The organism is Solwaraspora sp. WMMD406 (genome assembly GCF_029626025.1).
GTDB lineage: Bacteria > Actinomycetota > Actinomycetes > Mycobacteriales > Micromonosporaceae > Micromonospora_E.
This window is the reverse complement of record NZ_JARUBF010000001.1, coordinates 785,054-806,563: the sequence shown is the minus strand read 5'-3', so window position 1 is coordinate 806,563 and position 21,510 is coordinate 785,054. Positions and strand designations below refer to the sequence as shown.

The 21,510-nt window shown below is 71.5% G+C and carries 22 protein-coding genes and 1 pseudogene; 18 read left to right on the top strand and 5 right to left on the bottom strand.

All coding sequences use genetic code 11. The annotated features are described in order from the left end of the window. Positions 1 to 48 precede the first annotated feature (48 nt). Both O7632_RS03610 and O7632_RS03605 read left to right on the top strand, forming a co-directional pair. A complete protein-coding gene (locus O7632_RS03610; RefSeq protein ID WP_278111407.1) occupies positions 49 to 528 on the top strand; it encodes a nuclear transport factor 2 family protein in 480 nt (159 codons plus the stop codon). A gap of 179 nt (positions 529 to 707) precedes the next feature. Continuing rightward, on the top strand, positions 708 to 905 hold the full coding sequence (locus tag O7632_RS03605; RefSeq protein ID WP_278111406.1) for a DUF397 domain-containing protein: 198 nt from the start codon (positions 708 to 710) through the stop codon (positions 903 to 905). 179 nt (positions 906 to 1,084) lie between these two features. Here O7632_RS03605 and O7632_RS03600 read toward each other — a convergent pair whose 3' ends face one another. Further along, positions 1,085 to 1,780 (bottom strand): A24 family peptidase, encoded by a 696-nt coding sequence (locus O7632_RS03600; RefSeq protein WP_278111404.1) that lies wholly within the window; start codon positions 1,778 to 1,780, stop codon positions 1,085 to 1,087. Between the two features lie 585 nt (positions 1,781 to 2,365). Between O7632_RS03600 and O7632_RS03595 the strand changes: the two genes are divergently transcribed. The 12 genes and pseudogenes from O7632_RS03595 (at position 2,366) to O7632_RS03540 (ending at position 12,167) form a co-directional block, all read left to right on the top strand. Beyond that, a complete protein-coding gene (locus O7632_RS03595; protein WP_278111403.1) occupies positions 2,366 to 2,926 on the top strand; it encodes a hypothetical protein in 561 nt (186 codons plus the stop codon). After that, a complete protein-coding gene (locus O7632_RS03590) occupies positions 2,920 to 3,867 on the top strand; it encodes a hypothetical protein (protein WP_278111401.1) in 948 nt (315 codons plus the stop codon). The genes O7632_RS03595 and O7632_RS03590 overlap by 7 nt, the downstream gene beginning before the upstream one ends. Further along, positions 3,864 to 4,517, top strand: a complete 654-nt coding sequence (locus tag O7632_RS03585) for an SAF domain-containing protein (protein ID WP_278111399.1) — start codon at positions 3,864 to 3,866, stop codon at positions 4,515 to 4,517. Before O7632_RS03590 ends, O7632_RS03585 begins: the two co-directional genes overlap by 4 nt. 2 nt (positions 4,518 to 4,519) lie before the next feature. Beyond that, the gene (locus tag O7632_RS03580) at positions 4,520 to 5,320 is read left to right on the top strand and encodes a ParA family protein (RefSeq protein WP_278111398.1); all 801 of its coding nucleotides are present in this window, start codon (positions 4,520 to 4,522) and stop codon (positions 5,318 to 5,320) included. Positions 5,321 to 5,981: 661 nt separating this feature from the next. After that, positions 5,982 to 7,376: pseudogene (locus O7632_RS03575) on the top strand (ATPase, T2SS/T4P/T4SS family); the annotation flags it as partial. After that, positions 7,373 to 8,281, top strand: a complete 909-nt coding sequence (locus O7632_RS03570) for a type II secretion system F family protein (protein ID WP_278111397.1) — start codon at positions 7,373 to 7,375, stop codon at positions 8,279 to 8,281. The pseudogene O7632_RS03575 and the gene O7632_RS03570, both read left to right, overlap by 4 nt. A gap of 17 nt (positions 8,282 to 8,298) precedes the next feature. After that, positions 8,299 to 9,171: a type II secretion system F family protein gene (locus O7632_RS03565; protein ID WP_278119799.1), complete on the top strand. Its 873-nt coding sequence runs from the start codon at positions 8,299 to 8,301 to the stop codon at positions 9,169 to 9,171. 86 nt (positions 9,172 to 9,257) lie between these two features. Next, a complete protein-coding gene (locus O7632_RS03560; protein WP_278111395.1) occupies positions 9,258 to 9,500 on the top strand; it encodes a hypothetical protein in 243 nt (80 codons plus the stop codon). 5 nt (positions 9,501 to 9,505) lie between these two features. Further along, positions 9,506 to 10,012, top strand: a complete 507-nt coding sequence (locus O7632_RS03555) for a TadE family protein (RefSeq protein WP_278111394.1) — start codon at positions 9,506 to 9,508, stop codon at positions 10,010 to 10,012. A 41-nt stretch (positions 10,013 to 10,053) separates the two neighbouring features. Further along, the gene (locus O7632_RS03550) at positions 10,054 to 10,473 is read left to right on the top strand and encodes a TadE/TadG family type IV pilus assembly protein (RefSeq protein ID WP_278111392.1); all 420 of its coding nucleotides are present in this window, start codon (positions 10,054 to 10,056) and stop codon (positions 10,471 to 10,473) included. Then, entirely contained in the window at positions 10,470 to 10,898 is a 429-nt protein-coding gene (locus O7632_RS03545; RefSeq protein ID WP_278111391.1) for a hypothetical protein, read from the top strand. Before O7632_RS03550 ends, O7632_RS03545 begins: the two co-directional genes overlap by 4 nt. Positions 10,899 to 10,931: 33 nt before the next feature. After that, the gene (locus O7632_RS03540; protein ID WP_278111390.1) at positions 10,932 to 12,167 is read left to right on the top strand and encodes a LysM peptidoglycan-binding domain-containing protein; all 1,236 of its coding nucleotides are present in this window, start codon (positions 10,932 to 10,934) and stop codon (positions 12,165 to 12,167) included. Here O7632_RS03540 and O7632_RS03535 read toward each other — a convergent pair. Continuing rightward, entirely contained in the window at positions 12,155 to 13,762 is a 1,608-nt protein-coding gene (locus O7632_RS03535; RefSeq protein ID WP_278111388.1) for an AMP-binding protein, read from the bottom strand. The genes O7632_RS03540 and O7632_RS03535 overlap by 13 nt on opposite strands. Positions 13,763 to 14,043: 281 nt before the next feature. On the opposite strand from O7632_RS03535, the gene O7632_RS03530 reads away from it, so the two are divergent. From O7632_RS03530 to O7632_RS03515, 4 genes are all read left to right on the top strand, one after another. Further along, the gene (locus tag O7632_RS03530) at positions 14,044 to 15,231 is read left to right on the top strand and encodes an alpha-hydroxy acid oxidase (protein ID WP_278111387.1); all 1,188 of its coding nucleotides are present in this window, start codon (positions 14,044 to 14,046) and stop codon (positions 15,229 to 15,231) included. After that, a complete protein-coding gene (locus O7632_RS03525; RefSeq protein WP_278111386.1) occupies positions 15,228 to 16,694 on the top strand; it encodes a cytochrome P450 in 1,467 nt (488 codons plus the stop codon). Before O7632_RS03530 ends, O7632_RS03525 begins: the two co-directional genes overlap by 4 nt. A 109-nt stretch (positions 16,695 to 16,803) precedes the next feature. After that, entirely contained in the window at positions 16,804 to 17,487 is a 684-nt protein-coding gene (locus O7632_RS03520) for a response regulator transcription factor (RefSeq protein WP_278111384.1), read from the top strand. After that, positions 17,487 to 18,872 carry a HAMP domain-containing sensor histidine kinase gene (locus tag O7632_RS03515; protein ID WP_278111382.1) on the top strand — a complete coding sequence of 462 codons (1,386 nt, stop codon included), beginning with the start codon at positions 17,487 to 17,489 and terminating at the stop codon, positions 18,870 to 18,872. Before O7632_RS03520 ends, O7632_RS03515 begins: the two co-directional genes overlap by 1 nt. 34 nt (positions 18,873 to 18,906) lie before the next feature. Here the strand turns inward: O7632_RS03515 and O7632_RS03510 are convergent, their stop codons facing one another. The 3 genes from O7632_RS03510 to O7632_RS03500 are packed head-to-tail and all read right to left on the bottom strand — an operon-like array spanning position 18,907 to position 21,480. After that, complete coding sequence (locus tag O7632_RS03510; RefSeq protein WP_278111380.1) at positions 18,907 to 19,758, bottom strand: Rieske (2Fe-2S) protein; 852 nt, start codon at positions 19,756 to 19,758, stop codon at positions 18,907 to 18,909. Positions 19,759 to 19,797: 39 nt separating this feature from the next. Further along, positions 19,798 to 20,604 carry an ABC transporter permease subunit gene (locus O7632_RS03505; protein ID WP_278111379.1) on the bottom strand — a complete coding sequence of 269 codons (807 nt, stop codon included), beginning with the start codon at positions 20,602 to 20,604 and terminating at the stop codon, positions 19,798 to 19,800. A 3-nt stretch (positions 20,605 to 20,607) separates the two neighbouring features. Further along, positions 20,608 to 21,480, bottom strand: coding sequence for an ABC transporter permease subunit (locus O7632_RS03500; RefSeq protein WP_278111377.1), 873 nt, complete (start codon positions 21,478 to 21,480; stop codon positions 20,608 to 20,610). Positions 21,481 to 21,510 lie beyond the last annotated feature (30 nt).

Genomic DNA, 21,510 nt, shown 5'->3' with positions numbered 1-21,510 from the left:
CGAACCCGAACCCCGACTCATGACGACCGACCTCGAAAGGTGGCCATCGTGGACGTAGAGCAGCAAACCAGGGCGCAGGCGCAGGAGGTGTTCGCCCGCAACCTCGACCACATCACGGCGGGACGGATCCGGGAGTGGGTGGAGCTGTTCGACCCGGAAGGGGTGCTGGAGTTCCCCTATCCGCTGCCGGGTGTGCCGTCCCGGTTCGTCGGACACCACGAACTGTACGAGCACATGAAGGACTTTCCGAAGCAGTTGTCCGTCCGCTTCTCCGGACTCACCTTCCACGAGACGACCGATCCCGAACTGGTGATCGCCGAGTTCGTCGGCGACGGCCGGGGCGTGGTCACCAAACGACCGTTCCACCAGACCTACATCTCGGTGGTCCGCTTCCGGGACGGCAAGATCGTCCACTTCCGGGACTTCTGGAACCCGCTGGTGACGATCCGGACCGCCGCCACGGTCGGCCACGTCTGGCGGGGCATCGTCGACCTGGTACGCCCGTCAGCCAAACGCGGGGTGGCCTGACTCGTGGCCCGCGTCACGTCAGGGTCCGATCCGCCCCGCCAGCTCCGCTGGGCGGCTGTTCCTGGACAAGCCCCATGAAATCGACCGGTACGAGCAAGCATTCAGCAACATCTGGGACGCCCGCTCGACGAACAGGCGTCGAGGCAGGCAATCAGGGACGCGATGAAGGAGATGGGCACATGATCACTGGCGACGTTTCAGCGGCTCGTTGGTTCACGTCGAGCCGGAGCAACGGACAGAACAACTGCGTCGAGGTAGCCGACAACCTGCCAGGCCGCGTCCTGGTCCGGGACACCAAGAACCGCGACGGCGGCACCCTGACCTTTGCCCCGCCCGCGTGGCGCTCGTTCGTCGGCCTGGCGAAGCACCACCACTGACAGTCCGACGCCTCCCGCCCTGGCAGGACAGTGCGAGCGCGCCAGTCCTGCTTCGCCAAGGTCGGCCCTTCGCTGTCGGGTTGTCGAGTTGAGGGCTCACGCACGTTACGGAAGGCTTTAGGGTTCGTGAGCCCTCAACTCGGCGTGGCCGTGTATCCGTGATCGGCCGGTGTCGGTGATCAGCCGGCGGTGGCGACCCCGACGACCGCGCCGAGGATCAGGAACGGTCCGAACGGCAGATGATGCGACCACCGGATCCGCCGTACGGCCAGCAGTAGCAGCGCCCAACAACCAGAGGTGACGAAAGCCACCAACAGCCCGAAGACGACCACCGGCCAGCCGAACCAGCCGAGCACCGCGCCGATACTCAGCGCCAGTTTGGCGTCGCCGAGCCCGAACCCCCGGGCGCCGAACAGCAGCGTGGTGGTCGCGAACAGCAGGGCCATCGCGATGCCGGCGGCCAGCGCCCGCAGCCAGGTACCGGGCTGGCCGGACACCGCCGCGGCCAGGCCGAGTAGCAGCCAGGTCCCGGCCGCCGCCGGATAGGTGAGCCGGTCAGGTAACCGGTGCACCGCGACGTCGACGAAGACCAATGGCACCATCCAGACCGACCACCACAGCAGGGTTATGCTCACCAGTGGCGGGTGGCCGGCGAGTAGCACGGCGGCCAGCGCCAGAAGCACGGCAGCCTCGACGAGCAGCGGTGGCGCTCCGATCCGGTCGCCGCAGCCGCCGCACCGGGCCATTGGCGACAACGCCCGCGACAGGCCGGGACCGCCGATCTTGGTCCGGCACCGTGGACAGTCCCGCCGCCACGGTTCGCCGGGGGCGACCGCGTGGGTGGCCACGGCCCAGCGCGACCCGGGCGTGATCATGAGTACGCCGAGCGCCCGAGCCCACCACGGTTGATGACTTTGAGTAACTTCATGATCGCTGGACTCGGGGGACGGCACCCCCGGGACAGCCGTCGCGGAGGATTCCCGCTGGCGCGTCGACGCGGGGGCGGATCGATGGCGGGTGAGCATCAGACCTGCTTCCAAATGGGACACAACATGTCCGTTGCTGGCAATTCACTAGAGTCGCAGACTGTTTTTGATCACCAATCGTTGTCGCGCCCGATGGCGGCCCCCGCCCACGGCGAGTCGACCGCAATGGACGGACATCGAATCACCTCACGACGACACCGGACCCGAAGATCGTAACGCTGAGTGTTGTTCTGAATTGCCCCTGTTGCTGTCGCGACCGTCAGCCTATGCTCCCCCCTTGAGTGATGCACTACTGCCGGGAAACATCGGGTTGACCGGCGGAATTGCGTCGGTCGGCACCTGGTCGCACCAGCCGGAGGCAACCCTGGGACATTCCAGTCGACAGGTCGGCACCACTCCAACGCATCGACGTTGGCAATAGACCTGTCTCCGTACGGCGCCGACAGATCGGCGCGGCACCGAGGAGGACGGACCATGGGCGCATCGCACCCGCGCTGGACTGCGGCAACGCTCGTCGTGTCGGCGATCGCGGCCGTAGCGCTCAGCGCGTGCGCCAGCGAGCAGTCCGCCGCCCTGCCCCCCGCGCGGGTCGGCGCCGCGACCGACGACCCGGCCCGAGCCGAGGCGGCCGAGGCGGCGCTCGCCGCGTACGCCGGGTATCTCGCCGCCGCCGAAGAAGCCGAACACGAGGCCGACCCGCAGCACCCCGATTTGAAGAAGTATCTGGCTGATCCGCTCTTGACACGGGTCCGGCTGGCCATTCGAGACACGAAGGAGCACGGCGCCATGCGTACCGGCTCGCTAATCTCCGATCCCACGGTGACCGAGGTCAATCTGGATTCGGTGCCGGCGACGGTGGTGATCCAGGACTGCCTCGACGCCACGAATTACCAGCTCGTGTATGTCGACGACCGAGACAAGGTCGTGCCGGGCACCGAGGTCGGCCGCTACCTGGCTACCGCGACCGCCACCCGCTACGACGACGGTCGCTGGTTGATCAGCGCTGGCAGCTCCCACCCGGACCAGCCATGCTGACCCGGGTCGGTGCCGCCGGCCGCCGGTTCGCCGGCCTGGTCGCCGCCGCCACGCTGGCCGCCACCGCCCTGACCGTCGTCGGATTGGCCACCGGCGGACCGGCCGCCGCCCAGTCCAGCGGCGGCGACTGCACCCCCAGCCAGCCCGGCTGCGACGCCTGGGTCGAGGATCCGGGCAACCCCGGAGGTCCCGGCAACGACGGCGGCGGCGGGCCCGGCAACGGTGGCGGCAACGGTGGAGCCTCGTCCTGCTACCACAACGGCGAACTGGTGCCCTGCTACGACGAGATCCTCGGCTGGTTCAACCGCGACGACGGCTGCTACTACCGGGTGGCCGAGCCGCAGCCGCCGGCGACACCCGAATCCGAGGGACGGACCGCCTACACCGCCACCTGCAACGCCGGCCAGGCCTCCTCGATAACGGTCTGGCGAGACGATCCGCCGCCCGGCTTCGACGATCCGCCGGACCCGGACGAGTTGCGCCGCCGCGCGTACGCCCGGATCAACTTCACCAAGCCGGTCATCCGTACCGCGCCCAGCCCCGGCACCACCGGGCTGGTCGGGCTGCCGATCTGGCTCTGGTCGCAGCGCAGCGAGACCGCCTGGGGTCCGCAGGACGAGAGCGAGTCCGACCGAGGGCTCACCGTCCGGGTGGTCGGAAAGGTGACCGAGGTCAGGTTCGACATGGGCAACGGCGACACCGTGACCTGTGAACGGGGCGACGCCTTCACCCCGTACGACCGGACCGTGCACGGCGCCTCGCTGCCGGACTGCGGATACCGCCCGGGGTACGACGCACCCGGCACGTACGAGATCACCGCCACCACCTACTGGGAAGTCCACTGGGAACTCAACGGCGAGTTCCAGGAGGTCTTCGACACCCAGACGCTCACCAGCACCGCCACGGTCGAGATCGAGGAACTGCAGGTGGTACGGGAATGACCGTCGCGACCACGCGGACCAGCCCGGGCGGCGTCGACGCCCCGGTCACCCCGCCGAAGATCGTCCGGCAGCGGCGGATGCGACCCGGCCTGCTCGGCCTCGCGGTACTGCTGATCGCACTCGGCGGGCTCGGCTCGGCGTTCGCGATCACCTCGGTCCGGGCCACCGGCTCCTACCTGGCGGTCGCCCGGGACGTCCCGGTCGGCACCGTGCTCTCCGCCGACGACCTGACCACCGTGCAGGTCGCCGGCGGGCAGGGCATCTCACCGGTGCCGGCCAGCCAACTCGACCAGGTGATCGGCCTGCGCGCGGCGGTGGCCCTGGTGCCGGGCAGCCTGCTCACCCCGGCCCAGCTCACCAACGAACCGATGATCGGGCCGGACCAGCAGCAGATCGCCCTCGGCCTCCAGCCGGACCAGGTGCCGGCCCGGCAACTGCACCCCGGCGACACGCTGCTGCTGGTCGGTACCCCCGCCCGCGAGAGCCGCGACAGCGCGGTCACCCGTTTCGAGGCGACCGTGATCGACGTCGCCGCCGTCGAACGCGGCAACGTCATCGTCTATCTCGCGCTGGCCGTCCGGGACGTGCCGGCGGTCGTCGTGCTCGCCGCGGAGAACCGGATCGCGGTAGTGCTGACCACGGCGGCCTGACCATGGCCATCGTCGCCCTCGTCTCCGCCAAGGGCTCGCCCGGCGTCACCACCAGCGCGCTGGCCTGCACCCTGGCCTGGCATCACCGGGTGGTGTTGGCCGAGTGCGACCCGGCCGGCGGCACGCTGATGGCCGGCTACCTGGGCGGCGCGTTGGAAGGCCCACGCGGAATCGGGGAACTCGCGGTCAGCGAGCTACGCGACGGCAACCTGGAAGAGGCGTTCTGGACCCAACTGGTCGACCTGGACGCGCCGCGCCGGGAACGGCTGCTGCTGCCCGGCGTCGTCGACCCCGCCCAGATCGGCAGCGTCACCCCGCTGTGGCAGCGGTTCGCCGACTTCTTCGTCGGGCTCGACGGCGGCCGGCCACCGTACGATGTGATCGTCGACTGTGGTCGGCTCTACGTCGCCAACCCGCCGTGGCCGATCCTGCGGGCGGCCACGATCGTGCTGATCGTGGCCGCCGCCCACCTGCCGGACCTGTCCAGCGCCCGAGCCGCCGTCCAGGCGATCGAGCGAGACTTCGCCGAACACCGGGTGCCGCCGGGATCGCTGCGGCTGCTGCTGGTCGGCGACGGGCACAGCCGCTCCGAGATCAGCAAGGCCCTGCAGTTGCCGGTGATCGCCCGGCTGCCCTCGGATCCCCGTACCGCCGAGGTGCTCAGCCACGGCGGGACCGTCCGGCTCGGTCGGCCGCTGTTGCGGGCCGCCGGCGCGTTGGAGGTGCCGGTGCGGTCGCTGATCGAGCGCCGGCAGGCGCGGCTGCGGTGGCCGGCGCTGGAAGGGGTACCCCATGCGGTTTGAACCGGTGCTGAGGGACCCCCGCGAGGAACCGCCGGACTCCGGCGGCGAACCGGCGGAGCCCACGGGTCGGTCCGGCCCGCCCGGCCAGCCCCCGCCGCAGGTCGGGCCGGGCACGGCCGGCACCTCGGTCACACCGGACCGCGCCGGCTGGCAGGATCCGGTCACCTCGATCACCCCGCCGCTGGGTCCGAACGGGATACCGGGCGAGGTCACCCCGCACGGTCACACCGGCCGGCACAACTGGCCGCTGGTGGCCCCGGTCAGCGCCGCACCGGCCGATGCCGCCGCGGCCAGGCCGGCCCTGGCCGGCGGCGCTGCGCCGAGGACTGCTCCGGCCGCCGACGTACCGCCCGGCAGTGCCGTACCGCCCGGTGCCGTACCGCCGGTGCCGGGTCTACCCGCTCCGCCGGCACCCCGTACCGGTGCGCCGACCCGGCCCGGCGGCCGACCCGGCGCGGCACCGGCGACCTGGTCCGGTGTGGCACCGGCCAACGGTCAGCGGCCGCCAGCCGGCGGCCCGGCCCGGCCACCCGTGTCGGGTCCGCCGACCCAGGCCGGCGGCGCGGTCATGCCCGCCGCCCCGGCCCCGGACCGCCAGATGACGGACCGTCCTGGTTCGGACGCGACCGCGCCGCCCCGGCCGGGGTCGGACGCGCCCGCACCGCCCCGCCCGCGCACCGACTTCGCGCTGGTACGCGAACTTCGCCGCGAGTTGAGCACCCGGCTGACCCGCTGGCAGCGGGGCCGTGAGTTCACCATCGACGAAGAAGACGTCGAGCGGGCCCGGATCGCGGTCGCGGTCGTCTCCGAGTACGCCGACCAGGTCCGCCGCGCCGGCACCCCGCTGACCGCGTACGAGGAACGGGTGCTCCTCGACCAGGTCACCGCCGAACTCGTCGGCCTCGGCCGGCTGCAGACCCTGCTGGTCGACGACACCATCGAAGAGGTGCACATCCTCGGCTGCGACCAGGTGCGGATCACCCGGCGCAACGGCCAGGTCGACTGGCACGCGCCGATTGCCGACAGCGACGACGAACTGGTCGACATCCTGCAGGCCGCCGCCCGCCGGGCCGGCGCCACCGAACGATCCCTGTCGACGTCGAAGCCCACTCTGGACCTGCAGTTGCCCGACGGCAGCCGGCTGGCCGCCGTCTACCTGGTCAGCCACCGCCCGTACGCGGTGATTCGCAAACACAACACGTTGGACATCAGCCTGGACGACGTGGCCGGCGGGCGGTCCGACCTGGACGAGATGATCGACGTGCTGGTCCGCGACTTCCTGCGGGCGGCGATGCGGGCCGGGCTCAACATCATGGTCGCCGGGCTGGCCGGTGCCGGCAAGACCACCATCATCCGGGCGTTGATGAACGAGATCCCGCCCGACGAGCCGTACGTGCTGCTGGAGGAGAGCCGCGAACTGCTGCCCGCCCGGCGTACCGCGCGGCACCGGGCGGTGATGAGCTTCGAGGCCCGGGAGGGCCACGGCGAACGCGGCATGGACGGCCGGCCGGCCGGTGAGGTGAGCATCGCCGACCTGATCCCGGTGTCGCTGCGGATGGGCGTGCTGCGGATCATCGTCGGCGAGGTCCGGTCCCGGGAGATCGTCCCGATGCTGCAGGCGATGACCACCAGCCGGGGCTCGATGTGCACCATCCACGCCCGTACCCCGGCCGGGGTCGGTGAACGAATCGTCGAACTGGCGCTGTCGCACGGCCGGGAGATGACCGTCGACCAGGCCCGACGGATGGCCGGCAACGCCCTCGACCTGATCGTCTACGTCACCGTCGAGGACGAGACCGGCATCGGCGGACGTAAACACCGGTTCATCTCGCACATCGAAGAGGTGATCGGGGTCGCGGAAGGCAACCGGATCGCCACCACCACCGTCTTCGGTCCCGGCCCGGACGGCCGGGCGATCCCCAAGCACCTGCCGGAGCGGGTACGGGACCAGTTGATGCGGATCGGCTACGACGCCCGGCTGTTGTCGCGCTACATCGAAGCCGGGGTGGGCGCGTGGCGTCGGCCCCGGCACAGCGTGCTGCGGGGGCAGCGGTGAACCTTTCCTCCGACATCGAGTTGATCGCCGTACTCGCCGGGGCCGCGTGTGTCGGCGGCCTGGTGCTGACCGTCGTCGCGGTCGTCGGCACCAGCAGACCACCTGGTCCGCCGTCGCGAACCGGCCAGTGGCTGCGCCGGCTCTGGATGGGCTCCGGCGACAGTCGGCGTGAGCAGCGGCAGCATCAGGCGGTGCTGGTCGCCGCCGTGGTCGCCGGTGCCCTCGCTTTCCTGATCACCGGGCTGCCGATCGCCGGGCTGCTGGTCGCGATCGCCGTACCGGGGGCGCCGTGGCTGTTCAACGTCGGCAAGGCCGAACGACGGGCGATCGCCCGGATCGAAGCGGTCGGTGAGTGGACCCGCCGGCTCAAGGACGTCTCCGGCACCGGGCAGGGCCTGCAACAGGCGATCATCGGGACCGTCGCCACCGCCCCCGAGGAGATCAATTCCGAGGTACGGGATCTGGCCGCCCGCCTGCAGGCCGGCTGGCTCGGTCGGACCGCTCTGCTGGCCTTCGCCGACGAGATCGGCGACCCGGTCTGCGACCAGGTGGTGGCGGCGCTGATCCTGCACCTGACCGACCGGGGTGAGCGGCTCGGCGACGTCCTCGGGTCGATCGCCAACGCCGCCGCCGCCGAGGTCGCCACCCGCCGGGAGGTGGAGGCGAAACGGACCCAGCCCCGGTTCGCGGTGCGGTTCCTCACCGCGATGACCCTGCTGGTCCTCGGCTACGGGCTGGTCAACCCCGACTACATGGCCCCGTACGGCGAACCGGGCGGTCAGGTCGTGATGACCGCCCTGGGTGGACTCTTCGTGGCGCTGCTCGTCTGGGTACGGCAGATGAGCATCCCGCCCCGGCCGGCCCGGTTCTTGGCCGCCCCGGACCTGGAGGAGGCGCTGCGATGAGCCTCGACTGGTCTTTGATGCTCAACTGGCAGCTGACCGTGGCGGTGGTCGCCGGCGCGCTGGTCGGCCTCGGCGTGTTCCTGCTGATCCGGGAGACCAGCCCGGCCACCCCGGCGCTCGGCCCGGCGTTGCGCCGGCTGCATCCGAATCCGGAACGGCCGGCCAGGATCGCCGACCCCGGCAGCCAGGACCTGGCGTGGCTCAGCGGGGCGACCCGCTGGCTGCGGCCGCCGCACAAGGAGTTGGCGCTGCTCGGCAAGACGCCCGAGCAGTACGCCCTGTCGCTGTTGCTGTCCGTGCTGATCGGGTTGGCCACGCCTGCGGTGGTCACGATCGCGTTGTCGGCCGCCGGGATCAGCCTGCCGGTGGTGGTGCCCGCGCTCGCCGGGCTGGGGCTGGCCGCCGGTGGGGCGCTGGTCGCCCATCAGGACGTGCTGTCCAAGGCCAAGCAGGCCCGTCGCGAGTTCAGCCGGGCGGTCTGCACCTACCTCGACCTGGTCGCGTTGCAGATGTCGGCGGCGCACGGGCCGGTGCAGGCGTTGGAACGGGCGGCGAAGGTGTGTGACGGCTGGGTCTTCGACCGGATCAGGGAGGCGTTGCGGCTGGCCCAGTTGCAGATGCACTCGCCCTGGGATGAGTTGCGGGACCTGTCCGATCAGATCGGCGTGCCGGAACTCGGCGACGTCGGATCGATCATGCAGTCCTCGGGTACCGAAGGTGCCCAGGTGCACGAGACGTTGCGCAGCCGCGCCGACTCGTTGCGCGATCAAATCAGGACCGACAACCTGGCCCGCGCCGAGGCGGTCACCGGCCGACTCGACATCCCGGGAGCATTGCTGGTCTTCGTCCTCATCGGATTCGTCCTCTACCCCTTCCTGGCCCGCATCTGACCCCTGGCTACATCTGACCCCTGCCTGGCCCGCGCATCTGACCTGCGGACCCCCGCCAGCGCAACGACCTGAAAGGACAATCAGACATGGTAGTGCTCAGCTATCTGTACGTCGCGGTGACCGAGCGGATCAGCGAGATCCGCAGCGCCGCCGAACGGGACCGGGGTGACAGCCCGGTCCCGACGGCGGTAATCATCGTCGGCCTCGCGCTCGTGGCGATCGCCGTCCTGGCCTGGGCGTCCGACCTCGCCTTCGACTTCATGAGCTCCAACCCGAGCCCGGACACCGACCTGCCGGACCCCGGAAACGTGCCGGGCGCCGGCGGCTGATCCACATGGTCCACCCCTCCACCAGCTTGCCGGTCCGGGCCACCTCCACCCCAGTGGCCCGGGCCGGCAAGCCCTGGCCAGCCGACCGGGGCTCCGCCGACCGCCCCGGCAGCGGCAGCGACCGGGGGGCCGGGCCGGTGGAGTTGGCCATCCTGATGCCCGCCATCCTGCTGCTGCTGTTCGCCTCGATCCAGGTGGCGGCGCTGTTCCTGGCCCGTACGGTGGCGTTGAGCGCCGCCCAGCAGGCGGTCACCGCCGAGCGGGGTTTCGACGCGCTGGGCAGCGGAAACGCCGACACCGGCGTGGGGGCACAGCGGGCGGCGGCGTTCCTGGCCGAGTCCGGCGACTGGCTCGAGTGGGATCCGCTGCCGGAACCGGTGGTCAGCTCCGACGGCCGGTACGTCTCCTACACCGTCAGCGGCACCGCGCTGTCGCTGGTGCCCGGGGTGACGTTCACGATCAGTGAGACAGCCAACGGTGAGATCGAGCGGTTCGCACCGGCGGGAGGCTGACGGTGGTACGGCGTACGGCGCGGCAGCGAGGATCCGTCTCGGTGGAGGTGGCGATCCTCGCTCCGGCGTTCCTGCTGCTGGTGGTGGTGGCCTGGGTCAGTGGTCGGACGGTGCTGGCCCGTAACGCGCTCGACGCGGCGGCCCACGACGCCGCCCGAGCCGCTTCGATTTCCCGTACGGTCGACGAAGCGCAGGCGAACGCCACCCACGCGGTGGCGCAGCGGCTCGACTGGGAGGGGATCTCCTGCGCCCAGCAGCCGGTCGCCAACTTCACCCACGGCGGGGTGAACACCTTGTCGCAGGCGTTCGGCACCCCACCCGGCACCACCACCGCCCTGATCCAGGTCGAGGTGAGCTGCGCGGTGAGCTTCGGCGACCTGGGGCTGCCCTGGGTACCCAACGAGCGGGTGCTCACGTCCGAGTTCCGTTCCCCGCTGGACCGATACCGGGGGCGGTCATGAACCCGGCCCGACGGCTGCGCGCCGACGAAGGCCGGGTCGGTGTCTTTCTCGCCATCGCGTTTCTCGCGGTGATCATCGTCATCGGGATCACCGTGGACGCGGCCGGCAAGTACCGGACGATGCAACAGGCGGACAACCTGGCCGCCGAGGCGGCCCGGACCGGCGGGCAGCAGATCGACATCGGGCGGGCGGTCAGCGGCGAAGGCCAGTACGTCGACTTCCCGGCGGCGGTGACCGCCGTCAACGCCTACCTGCACGACGTACCGGGCGTCGTCGCCCACGAGGTCGACCCGGTCGCCGGTGACCAGGGCGTCGAAGTCGTCGTCCACATGGAATACCAGACCGTCATGCTCAGCCTCTTCGGTTTCCCGTCGACCATCGAGGTCAGCGGCGAAGCCGTCGCGGTGCTCCAGACCGAACCGTAGGTGCTCCAGACACACCCCTGACAAGGAGCGGCCATGCGCGCACCACGCGTCTCCCCCGCCCGGCGGCTCGGGCAGGTCATCACCGGCCTGAGCGCCCTGATCGTGCTGCTGATCCTGATTGCCGGCGCGCCGGTCGCGCTGATCGCGTTCGCCGGCAACCCACTGCCCGACCACGTGCCCGGCTTCGCCGAGATCGGCACCGCGTTGACCAGCCGCGACGACGGGCAACTGTTCCTGAAGGCGCTGGCCGTCGTCGGCTGGCTGGGCTGGGCGACGTTCCTGATCTCCGTACTGGTGGAGTTGCCGGCCCAACTGTTGCGCCGGCCCGCTCCCCGGCTGCCCGGTCTGAGCCGGCAACAGCGGGTCGCCGCCGCCCTGATCGGCTCGATCTCGCTGATCCTGGTGGCCACCCCGGCGGCGGCCTTCACCGCGCCAGGGCCGGCCGAGTCGACGGTGGTCACGGCGGCGGCCAGCATCGGGGCGGCCCCGGCCACCGACCAGTACGCCACCGCCGGCGGTCAGCCGCTCAGCCCCAACCAGTTGGCGGTGTCGACTCAGCACAGTGGGGCGACGACGGCCGGCGGCGCGGGTACGCCGGGGCAGTACGCCCCGACCACCCAGACCGTCCCGACCGGGCATTTGGTGTCGCCGGCCGCGCTGACCACGTTGGCCGCGACCCCGTCGACGGCCGGGCAGTCGGACGAGGCACCGGTCTACCAGGTCGCCAAGGGCGACTATCTGGGCCACATCGCCGGCCGTTACCTGGGCGAGTTCGGCGACTACCGGCAGTTGGCCGCGCTCAACGAGATCGACGACCCGGACCAGATCCGGGCCGGCCAGCTGCTGCGGTTGCCGACCGAGGCGACGGATTCGGGGGTACGGCCGCACGCCAACGGCACCGTGGTGACCCCGCCTGGGCAGGCGACGCCACGGCCGGCGCCGGTCACTCCGGAGGCACCACCGGCTGCCGAGGCGCCGACCGCTCCGGCGGACCAGCCGAGCCCGGACGCCCCGTCCACTCCCGGCACCGCCCCGGCGGAGCGCCCCAGCTGGCAGATCGACGACGACGGTGCCGGCGGCAACCTCGGCGGCGGCGTTTCGGCCGGGCGATCCGGACCGGAGCAGAACCTGAACCGGCCGCTGGCGGTGGCGGCGGTCATCACCGCGGCGAGCATCATCGGTGCGCAGATCGGCACCGTGCTCGGGCTCAAGCGGCGGACCGCCGGGACAACGACGGACTCAGGTCGGCACCGCCGCTACCGCGACTGATCCGGACGCGACTGATCCGGACGCGACTGATCCGGGCCGGCACCGGGCAGGCGCAGCTGCCGCTTGTCCGGTTTGCCGCTCGGCCCGACCGGTACGGCGTCGATGAAGGTCACCGTACGGGGCCGGCTGTTCTCGCCGAGCCGGTCGGTGATTAGGTCGGCCAACGCGCCCGGGTCCGGCCGCTGACCGGTGGTGGGTACGACGAACGCGTGGACGGCCTCCCCGGTCTGCTCGTCGGGCCGTCCGACGACGTACGCCTCGGCCACGGCGGGATCGCTGGCCAGGACCCGTTCGATCGGGCCGGCGTACCGGACGTCGGCGTTGACGATGATCACGTCCCGAGTGCGGCCGAGCAGGTAGAGGTAGCCGTCGTCGTCGAAGCGGGCGAGGTCGCGGGTGCGTACCCAGCCGTCGACGAACACAGCCGCCGTTTCGGCCGGGTCGGTCCAGTAGCCGGCCGCCTGGCCGGGGGTACGGACGAACAGTTCGCCCTCGACGCCGGGCGGTACCGGGTTGCCGGAGCTGTCCCGGATCTGCGTCCGCACCATCTCGGCCGGCCGGCCGACGCTGGCCAGCCGGTCCGGGTTCGCCGCCGTATCGGCTGGCGTGATCAGGGAGATCAGGCCGACCTCGGTCTGGCCATACCCGTGGTAGACGACCGGGCCCAGCACGTTCTCGGCCTGCGCCAACCGGTTGGGTTCCAGCGGGGAGCCGGAGACCAGCAGGGCACGCAACGTACTCAGGTCGAACGGGTCGGTGAGCTGGCCGACGACCAGCTGATGCAGCCGGGGTACGGCGGCAACGCTGGCGGTGGCCCGGAGTCGGGCGATCGCGTGCGGCAGGAACGGTTCCGGGCCGCCGGTCGGTTCGGCGACCACGCAGGTGCCGCCGGCGGCCAGGGTCAGCACGGTGTACTCCATCATCACCAGGCTGCTCAGCGAGCCGAAGACCAGGAACCGGTCGAGTTGGGCGGCCAGGTCCCGGATCGCCGCAGGCCACCGGTCCGGGTACTGTGCCCACCCCGCGCCGAGTGCGGCGTAGGTCTCCACGCAGCCTTTCGGGTCGCCGGTGCTGCCGCTGGTGTAGGTGATCCGCCCGATGTCGTCCGGTCGGCCGGCGCAGTCCAGCGCGGTCGACGACGTCGACCCGGCGAGCAGATCGGTGACCCCGTCGAGCGGACCGACGGAGAGCAGGTCGAGTCCGTCGGCGGCGGCCCGCAGCCCGTCGGTCGCCGTCGACCGGTCGACCAGGACCGCCCGATTGGCCGGGACCGCCCGATTGGCCGGTGCGGTCGCGCCGCCGGTGACGACGTGCCGCAACTGTCGCGGGGTCAGTCCGGATCGGACACCGGCGACCCGCGCACCGACCACCTGGGCGGCGACCATCGCGGCGAACGCCTCCGGGTCGACGCCGAGCGTCACCGCGAGCCCGTCGCCCGGCCCGATCCCGGCTGCGCGTAGGCCGGTGCTGATCCGCCCGACGGCGTCCAACAGTTCGGCCCCGGTGACGATTCGGGTGCCGTGTTCGAACACCGGTCGGTCGGCGGCGGCGGCCAGCAGGTCGAGGATCGCCTGCGGGTGACGGTCGGGTGCCATGCCGGCGACCTTAGCGGTACGGACTCAGAGATTCCTCAGACTGTGCACAGTGGCCGAGCAGCCGGACTGAAAACGTTCTGAGATTCCGTCGATACGGTCAGCGAGGTGACCCGTGAAACGGCCACCGGGATCGGTGTCATCGACCCGACCGGCCCCCCGCACCTGGCCGACCCACGGCGCGTGGCTGCCGCTGTGCACATCGACGTGCCTGCGGCGAAACGCGGTCGGGTGCGGGGCAGCCGTTCGGCACCACGTACCGGTCACGCAGGAACGGACACCAAATGAACGGACACCAGCTGACCGGGCTCGCCGCGCCGGTGAACCTGGCCGACCTGCGGGCGGTGGCGCGCCGCCGGCTCGACCCGGCCCACGACGACTACTTCGCGGGCGGAGCCGGCGACGAACGGACCGTACGGGACAACGAGGCCGCTTTCGACTACTACCGGGTGCTGCCCCGGGTGCTACGCGGCGTCGGCACCCCTGACCTGCGGACCACGCTGTTGGGCGACACGGTGTCGATGCCGGTCCTGGTCTCCCCGACGGCGTTCCACCGGCTGGCCCACCCCGACGGTGAGGCGGGCTGTGCCCGAGCGACCGCCGCCGCCGACACGATCATGGTGGTGAGCATGGCCGCCACCACCCCGGTGGAGGCGATCGCGGCCGCCGCCGCGACGGCGACACCCCCACCGTCGTCGTCGGCCAACGGTACGAGCCGACCAGCTTCGGCGGCCAACGGTACGAGCCGACCAGCTTCGGCGGCCAACGGTACGGGCCGGCCGCCGAAGCTGTGGTTCCAGCTCTACCCGCAGCCGGACCTGGCGTTCACCGAGTCGGTGATCCGCCGGGCGGAGTCGGCCGGCTGCACCGCCCTGGTGGTGACCGTCGACTCGCCGGTGTTCGGCCGCCGCGAACGGGACCTGCGGCACGGTTTCCTGGACCTGCCGGACGGGCTGTGCTGCGAGAACATGCGCGACCCGGAGACCGACGCGATCCGGTCGATCACGATGGACGCACGCCTGGACTGGCGGCGGATCGAGTGGCTGCGCGGTGTCACCCGGCTGCCGGTCGTCCTCAAGGGCATCCTGCACCCGGCCGACGCCGCGCTCGCCGTCGAGCACGGCGTCGACGCGGTCCTGGTGTCCAACCACGGCGGTCGCCAGCTCGACGGCGTACCGGCCAGTCTCGACGCGCTGCCCGCCGTCGTCGACGCGGTCGCCGGTCGCCTTCCGGTGCTGCTCGACGGCGGGGTGCGCCGAGGCACCGACGTACTCACCGCGCTGGCGTTGGGTGCGGTCGCCGTCGGTGTCGGCCGGCCGGTGATCTGGGGGTTGGCCGCTGGCGGCGAGGCCGGCGTACGGCAGGTGCTGGAGCTGCTGCGGGCCGACCTGGAGCAGGCGATGGCGCTGGCCGGGGCCGCGCGGCCGGCCGAGCTCACTCCGGACCTGATCAGACCGGCGGTCCGGCGATGACCGGGTACGCCGTACCGCTGCTGCTGGCCGTGGCGGCGGCGGCCGCGCTGTGGACGCTGCCCCGGTGGCTGCCGCCGGCGGTGATCGGTCTACGGCAGTGGGTGTTCGCCCGGGTCAACGGCACCGAGGGAATCCCGGTGCCCGGCCCGCTGGTCGGCGCGGAACACTTCAAGAAGGTGTACGCCCATCCGGCGGCGGACGGCCGCAGCCGGGGTGCCGGGTTGTCGGACCTGTTCTGGTACTGGCTGGCACCGGGGCCGCACATGCACCAGGAGCATCTCGAACCGGGTGAGGGGTACCGGACGGTGGCCCGGGCCACCCGGCGGGTGTTGGCGGTGTCGTACGACCGGTCGACGGAGCTGGCCGGCGCGGCCGCCCGCCGGTGGTTGGACCGATTGCCGGCCGAGCGGGTCAGCCGGGTCCGGCTGCGGGACCTGACGATGCCGATGTGGGCCGAGGTCTACTACGAGTTGGTCTTCGGCGAGCCGTGCCCGCCGCCGGCGCGGGAGCTGATCGTCGCCAACGCCGACGACGTGGTGACCGCGTTGAAGTGCTGCGGGTTGCGGCACATGGACCGGCGCGACCGGCTGACCCGCTACCTGCGGGCCCGCGTCGACGCCGGCACCGTCCCGGTCGTGTTGCCGGAGCCGTTCACCGCAAAGGAGACCGCCTGGTGGCTGCAGGGCGCGTTCTTCAACACGGCGGTGGTGCAGATGTCGGAGGCGATGGCGCATCTGCTGCTGGCAATCGCCCAGCATCCGCCGACGCAGCTCGCGATACGGCAGGCGCTGAACGGCCCGGCGGCAGACGCCGACCGGTTGCTGGACCGGGTGATCGACGAGACGATGCGGGTCCATCCGCTGTTCGGGGTGGCGCACCGGATCACCTCGGCGCCGATCGAGGTGACCGCCGACGTCACGCTGCCGGCCGGCACAGTGCTGCTGTTCAACTATCTGGCCTTCCAGCGCACCGGGCCGGCGGCCGACGACGAGTTCGACCCGGACCGGTGGCTGCGGCTGTCCCGGCGGGACGCACACTTCATACCGTTCGGCATCACCGCGAACCGGGCCTGTCCGGCGCGCGGCGTCGCGCCGGTGATGATGCGCGCGGTGACCCGCGAGGTGCTGCGCCGGTACGCGCTGGTCTCGTCGGTACGCCACGACCGGTCGTTGCCGAGCCGGGGCCCGTGCTACCTGGTCCCGGCCGGGTCGGCGGCGGACAGCAGCGCGGCCGGGCCGCCCACGGCTGACGCGGCTGCCACCATCGAGGGCGGGCCGGGGCGGCTGCGGCTGTGGGCGATGCGTACCGGGGATCGGTGGGCCAACGTGTGGCGCAGCCTGGTTCAACTGGTGTTCGGCACGGTGATGGTGCTGCACGCGCGCCGGCTGCGGCTGTGCGCCAACCACTTCGACCAGGCCGACCGCTTGCCGGGAGCAGACCATGTCGGTCAGGCCGGTCGCTGACGCTGCCCGGAGCATGTCGACGCCGTACTGTCCACTCTGTTCTCCGAAGTCCCTAGAAATCGACTCGCCCCTATGGATACGGGGGCTGGTGTGCGATTCTCTTGGGGTGATGACGGCAAGCGTGGCGTCGCCACCGGCACACCGCCTGCTCCTGATCGAGGACGACGCCGAACTCGCCGGGCTGCTGACCGAGATGCTCGCCGACGAAGGTTACCGGGTCGACACCGCCCGCGACGGGCAGCAGGGACTGCATCTGGGGCTGACCCGGCCGTACGACGTGATGGTCATCGACCGGATGCTGCCGGCGATCGACGGGCTGAACCTGCTCGCCCGGCTGCGGTCCCGCGCGGTGCAGGCCCGCGCGCTGATGCTGACCGCGCTCGGCGCGGTCGACGACCGGGTCGCCGGCCTGGACGCGGGCGCCGACGACTACCTGGTGAAACCGTTCGAGCTGGACGAGTTGGCGGCCCGGCTGCGGGCGCTGTGCCGGCGGTCGACCCACACCGCCGAGACGGTACGGATCGGCGCCGGCTGGCTCGACCTCGGGCTGCGCGACGCCGTCCTGCCCGACGGGTCCCGGGTCGCGTTGTCGCTGCGGGAGTTCGAACTGCTCCGGGTGATCGCCACCGCGCCGACCCGGGTGCATTCCCGGTCCGGGCTGCGCCAGCAGGTGTTCGACGACGCGCACGCCACCTCGATCGTCGACACGTACGTCTACTACCTGCGCCGCAAACTCGGCCGGTCGGTGATCCGGACCGTGCACGGACTCGGCTACCGGATCGGGGAAATCTGATGTCACGATCGTCGGCGGAGCCGTTCGGCACCTCCTGGGCGGCCGCCGAGCGTACCGTCCTCGCGCGGGCCCGGCTGCGGATCGGCGTCCTGGTCGGCCTCGCGGTCACCGCGCTGGTCACCCTGGTCGGCGGCATCGCGTACGGCATGCTCGTCCACGGGCAGACCAAGCAGATCGACCGTGAGCTGCGGTACGCCGCCAGCCGGGTCGACCCGGCCGGGCCGCCGGGCTGCACCTGGATGTTCCTGCGCAGCGGCGACCACCTGCGCAGCGACGTACCGTCGACACCCGTACCCGCCGGGTTTCCGCTGCACACCGCCCTGGAGAGCGTCGCCGCCACCGGAGTGCCCGAGTCGACCAGGGTCGAACGCAACGGCACCGTCTACTATGTTCTGACGCAGCCCAAGGGCGACGACACCGTACAGGCGGTCTTCGACGCCCGCTTCCAACTGGCCGACCGCCGGCAGCTGCTGCTGGCGCTGGCCATCACCGAGGGGATCGGGCTGCTCGCGGCGGTGATCAGCGGGTTGGTCGTCGGCTGGCTGACCGTCGCGCCGCTGGCCGACGCGCTGACGCGGCAGCGGCGGTTCATCGCCGACGCCAGCCACGAACTCCGTACGCCGATCGCCCAGGTGCACACCCGGGCACAGCTGCTGGCCCGCCGTGCCCGTAACGGCACCGTGCCCGACAGCTACGCCGCCGACCTGGAGCGGCTGGTCGGCACCACCCGGCAGCTCGGCGAGGTCGTCGACGACCTGTTGTTGTCCGCCCGGCTCGCCGCCGCTCCGCAGGATCGGGTGTCCGACGTCCCGGTGGATCTGGCGGCCGTCGTCGAGGACGCGGTCGCCGCCGAGGGCGACCGCGCCCGGGAGTACGGCGTCATCCTCACCGTGGACGCCGCCGACGGGCCGCTGCCGGTGACCGGTGTCCCGTCGGCGTTGCGCCGGGTGGTGTCCGAGTTGCTGACCAACGCGTTGCGGCATTCCCGGCCAGGCGGCCGGATCGACGTCGACGTGCGACGGTCCGCTGCCGGCGACACCGTCGAGTTGACCGTCGCCGACACCGGTGAGGGCTTCGACCCGGCCGAGCGCATCTTCGAGCCGTTCCACCGTGGTGGTTTCGGGTCGGACCGCCGGGATTCCGGGTCCGGCGGGCGAGGTTCCGGGTCGGACCGTCGGCACGTCGGCCTCGGCCTGGCACTGTTGCGGGAGGTGGTGACGGCGCATCGCGGCACCATCGAGGCGATCGGCCATCCGGGGGTCGGTGCCCGGTTCACCGTACGGCTTCCGGTGGCCGGCGGGCACGTGTCGCGCCCGACGCCGCCGGCCGGACGGTTCGTCACCGGCGGCGCGCTCATCGGCCGGGCCCGTAAGTCCCGGCTCTGACCAGCCGTTTCGCGGTGCTCAAGGGCTCGGCTGTTCAGGGCAGCTGGGCCTGGACGACGCCAGCGACGACCCGGCTGCGCAGCACCTGCTGGTCGGTGGCGGCCGGGCCGTGCGCGACGGTGCCGTCGGTGAGCCGGAACGCGCTGCCGTGCCACGGGCAGACCACGCAGGCGTGCCCGTTGGAGCTGATCACGTCGCCTTCGTCGAGCGGCCCGTTCTGGTGGGCGCAGTGCGCCAGCAGCACCGTGACGTTCTCGCCGTGCCGGTAGACCAGCACCGGCACGTCGTCGACCTCTCGGCTGATCATCGTCGACTCGGGCAAGCCGGCGAAGTCGGCGATGGGGTGCCAGCCGGCGGAGATGCGGTGCAGTTCGGGCACCGATTGGTTGACCCCGGCGGCCTGCTTGTAGGCGAGATGTCCGCCGAGATATCCGCCACCACCGGCCGCCGCCAGGCCGACGAACCCGAGGGTACGGCCGAAAGCGTGCCGCCCAGTCAGGCGGGCGGCCAGCGAACCGGCGTAGCAGACGAGGCCGACCGTGTTGGTGACCGCGTGCACCAGCCCGATCCGGCGTTGCTCGGGGGTCAGGGTGGCCCAGTCGTTGGCCCCGGCGATCGCCGCCGGGATCGCGGTGGCGGTGCCGACTCCGACCAGGGTGGTCGCGGCCCGCTGCTGACCGGGCAGCAGATCGAGTACGGCGGCGCTGATCCAGGCCCCCAACGGCACCTGTACGGCCACCGGGTGCAGCGGGTGGCCGAGCCACACCCCGTGCAGCAGGTCCCGGACCCGCCCGCTGCGAATCCGGCGCTGGACGGTGCGCTGCATCCGGTCACCGACCCGGTCCAGTCCGGCCGCCTGCTCGATCCTTGTCAACAGTGCCCGCATCGCCGGCACGTTCCCGGGGCCGGTCGTCTCAAACCCGCATCAGCGATCGCCGCCCCGGACGAGAGCGCGCTCCACCAGGGTCACCAGGCCCATGACGATCAGAGCCGCAGCGATGATGGTGCCGGTCACCGCCCAGACGCCGGCGATGTCGAACTCGCGCGACGACCGCATCAGCAGCCAGCCGATCCCGGCCGTCGAGATGATCACCTCCGCGTTGACCATGCCCCGGATACCACGGCTCACGCCGAGCCGGATCCCGGTGATCGCCAGTGGTAGCGCCGACGGCAGAGTGATCTTCATGATTGTCTGCATCGGTGACGCGGCGTAGGCGTGTGCGAGCTGTTCGTGGGCCGGGTCGACCTTCTTCAGACCGGCCTGCATGGAGACCACGATGATGAAGAAGGAGTAGAGGAAGACGACGGCGACCCGGGTCGCGGCCCCGAGCCCGAACACCATCATCAGGATCGGAATGGTCGCGGTGATCGGCACCGACATGCCGGCGTCGATGTACGGCGCGATCACCTGTTCGACGGTACGGGAAAGGCTCATCAGCACCGCCACCACGACGGCCGCACCGATCGCCAGTCCGATGCCCATGCCGAACGTCTTGGCGCTTTCCCACAGGACGGCGAAGAGGACGCCGTCCTGGAAGAACGACAGCCAGGTGCGGTAGATCTCGGAGACCGGTGGCAGGGCTCGGTAGTCGGCGAGCCGGCCGAAGATCTCCCAGAGCGCCAGGAACACCGCCAAGGATGCCGCTGTCGCCCACGGGAACTTCGTCGACAGCGCGGCCACCCGGGATGTCGTCACCTTTGTCGGTGTGGTGCGGGTCGGTGTCGAGACCATGGGCTAGCCTCCCGTGCCGTAGAGCCCCTGCGGGGCGATCTTGCGTTCGACCCACCGGCCGAGCGCCATCAACAGCAGTCCTTCGGCGACCACCACGGCCACCCCGGCGTAGACCACGTCGGCTTGGAAGAAGCTCCGGGCCTCCATGACCAGTCCGCCGATCCCGACGGTGGTGAGCGTCAGTTCGACGATCACCATCCCGACCACGCCCCGCGACACCGCTACCCGGAACGCGCCGCCGAGGGCCGGCAGCAGACCCGGCAGGATCACCTTGACCCACAGTTGCCATCGGGTGGGCGCGAACGCCGCCGCCATGTCGATCAGGTTGGCGTCGACGGTCCGGGCTCCCGTGCGTACCAGGGAGACGACCAGAGCGAACGCGAAGAGGAAGACGACGACGGACCGCGCCGTCAGACCCAGCCCGAACACGATGATGACGATCGGGATCAACGCGATCGTCGGGGTGGCCAGGTCGATGTCGATGTACACACCGAAGATCCGGTTGAGCAGTGGCGATCGGCCTAGCGCGATTCCGATCGGCACGCCCACGGCAAGGGCGACCGACGTGCCGATCAGCAGTGCCTGGTTGCTGCGCCAGAGCGCTGGTCCGAGCTCGCCCGACACGGCCAGGTCCCAGGCGGCGGCGACGATCGCGGTCGGCGTCGGGAACAGGATCGAGTCGCTCACCTGCGCCGCGATCTGCCAGAAGAGCAGCAGCACGAGCGGGCTGACGATCCGGAGCACCTTGACGGCGCGGGTCGTGCCGTGTGGGCCGTTGTCGCGTGTCGGTCCCCGCCGGGGCCGCCGCTGGCGCGGCGGCCCCGGCGTCTGCGACGCCGTCGACGATGTGGCGCTGATGGAGCTCGTCGCGGTCATCTGCGGCTCGCTCTCCTTTCCGGCAACGCG

Excerpts from the sequence above, each read along its gene's own strand:
- O7632_RS03595 (WP_278111403.1), top strand. The coding sequence starts at position 2,366 with ATGGGCGCATCGCACCCGCGCTGGACTGCGGCAACGCTCGTCGTGTCG.
- O7632_RS03505 (WP_278111379.1), bottom strand. The coding sequence starts at position 20,604 with ATGGTCTCGACACCGACCCGCACCACACCGACAAAGGTGACGACATCC.
- O7632_RS03600 (WP_278111404.1), bottom strand. The coding sequence starts at position 1,780 with ATGATCACGCCCGGGTCGCGCTGGGCCGTGGCCACCCACGCGGTCGCC.
- O7632_RS03545 (WP_278111391.1), top strand. The coding sequence starts at position 10,470 with ATGAACCCGGCCCGACGGCTGCGCGCCGACGAAGGCCGGGTCGGTGTC.
- O7632_RS03520 (WP_278111384.1), top strand. The coding sequence starts at position 16,804 with ATGACGGCAAGCGTGGCGTCGCCACCGGCACACCGCCTGCTCCTGATC.
- O7632_RS03605 (WP_278111406.1), top strand. The coding sequence starts at position 708 with ATGATCACTGGCGACGTTTCAGCGGCTCGTTGGTTCACGTCGAGCCGG.
- O7632_RS03535 (WP_278111388.1), bottom strand. The coding sequence starts at position 13,762 with ATGGCACCCGACCGTCACCCGCAGGCGATCCTCGACCTGCTGGCCGCC.
- O7632_RS03510 (WP_278111380.1), bottom strand. The coding sequence starts at position 19,758 with ATGCGGGCACTGTTGACAAGGATCGAGCAGGCGGCCGGACTGGACCGG.
- O7632_RS03560 (WP_278111395.1), top strand. The coding sequence starts at position 9,258 with ATGGTAGTGCTCAGCTATCTGTACGTCGCGGTGACCGAGCGGATCAGC.
- O7632_RS03590 (WP_278111401.1), top strand. The coding sequence starts at position 2,920 with ATGCTGACCCGGGTCGGTGCCGCCGGCCGCCGGTTCGCCGGCCTGGTC.
- O7632_RS03500 (WP_278111377.1), bottom strand. The coding sequence starts at position 21,480 with ATGACCGCGACGAGCTCCATCAGCGCCACATCGTCGACGGCGTCGCAG.
- O7632_RS03555 (WP_278111394.1), top strand. The coding sequence starts at position 9,506 with ATGGTCCACCCCTCCACCAGCTTGCCGGTCCGGGCCACCTCCACCCCA.
- O7632_RS03525 (WP_278111386.1), top strand. The coding sequence starts at position 15,228 with ATGACCGGGTACGCCGTACCGCTGCTGCTGGCCGTGGCGGCGGCGGCC.
- O7632_RS03515 (WP_278111382.1), top strand. The coding sequence starts at position 17,487 with ATGTCACGATCGTCGGCGGAGCCGTTCGGCACCTCCTGGGCGGCCGCC.
- O7632_RS03580 (WP_278111398.1), top strand. The coding sequence starts at position 4,520 with ATGGCCATCGTCGCCCTCGTCTCCGCCAAGGGCTCGCCCGGCGTCACC.
- O7632_RS03565 (WP_278119799.1), top strand. The coding sequence starts at position 8,299 with ATGCTCAACTGGCAGCTGACCGTGGCGGTGGTCGCCGGCGCGCTGGTC.
- O7632_RS03540 (WP_278111390.1), top strand. The coding sequence starts at position 10,932 with ATGCGCGCACCACGCGTCTCCCCCGCCCGGCGGCTCGGGCAGGTCATC.
- O7632_RS03585 (WP_278111399.1), top strand. The coding sequence starts at position 3,864 with ATGACCGTCGCGACCACGCGGACCAGCCCGGGCGGCGTCGACGCCCCG.
- O7632_RS03530 (WP_278111387.1), top strand. The coding sequence starts at position 14,044 with ATGAACGGACACCAGCTGACCGGGCTCGCCGCGCCGGTGAACCTGGCC.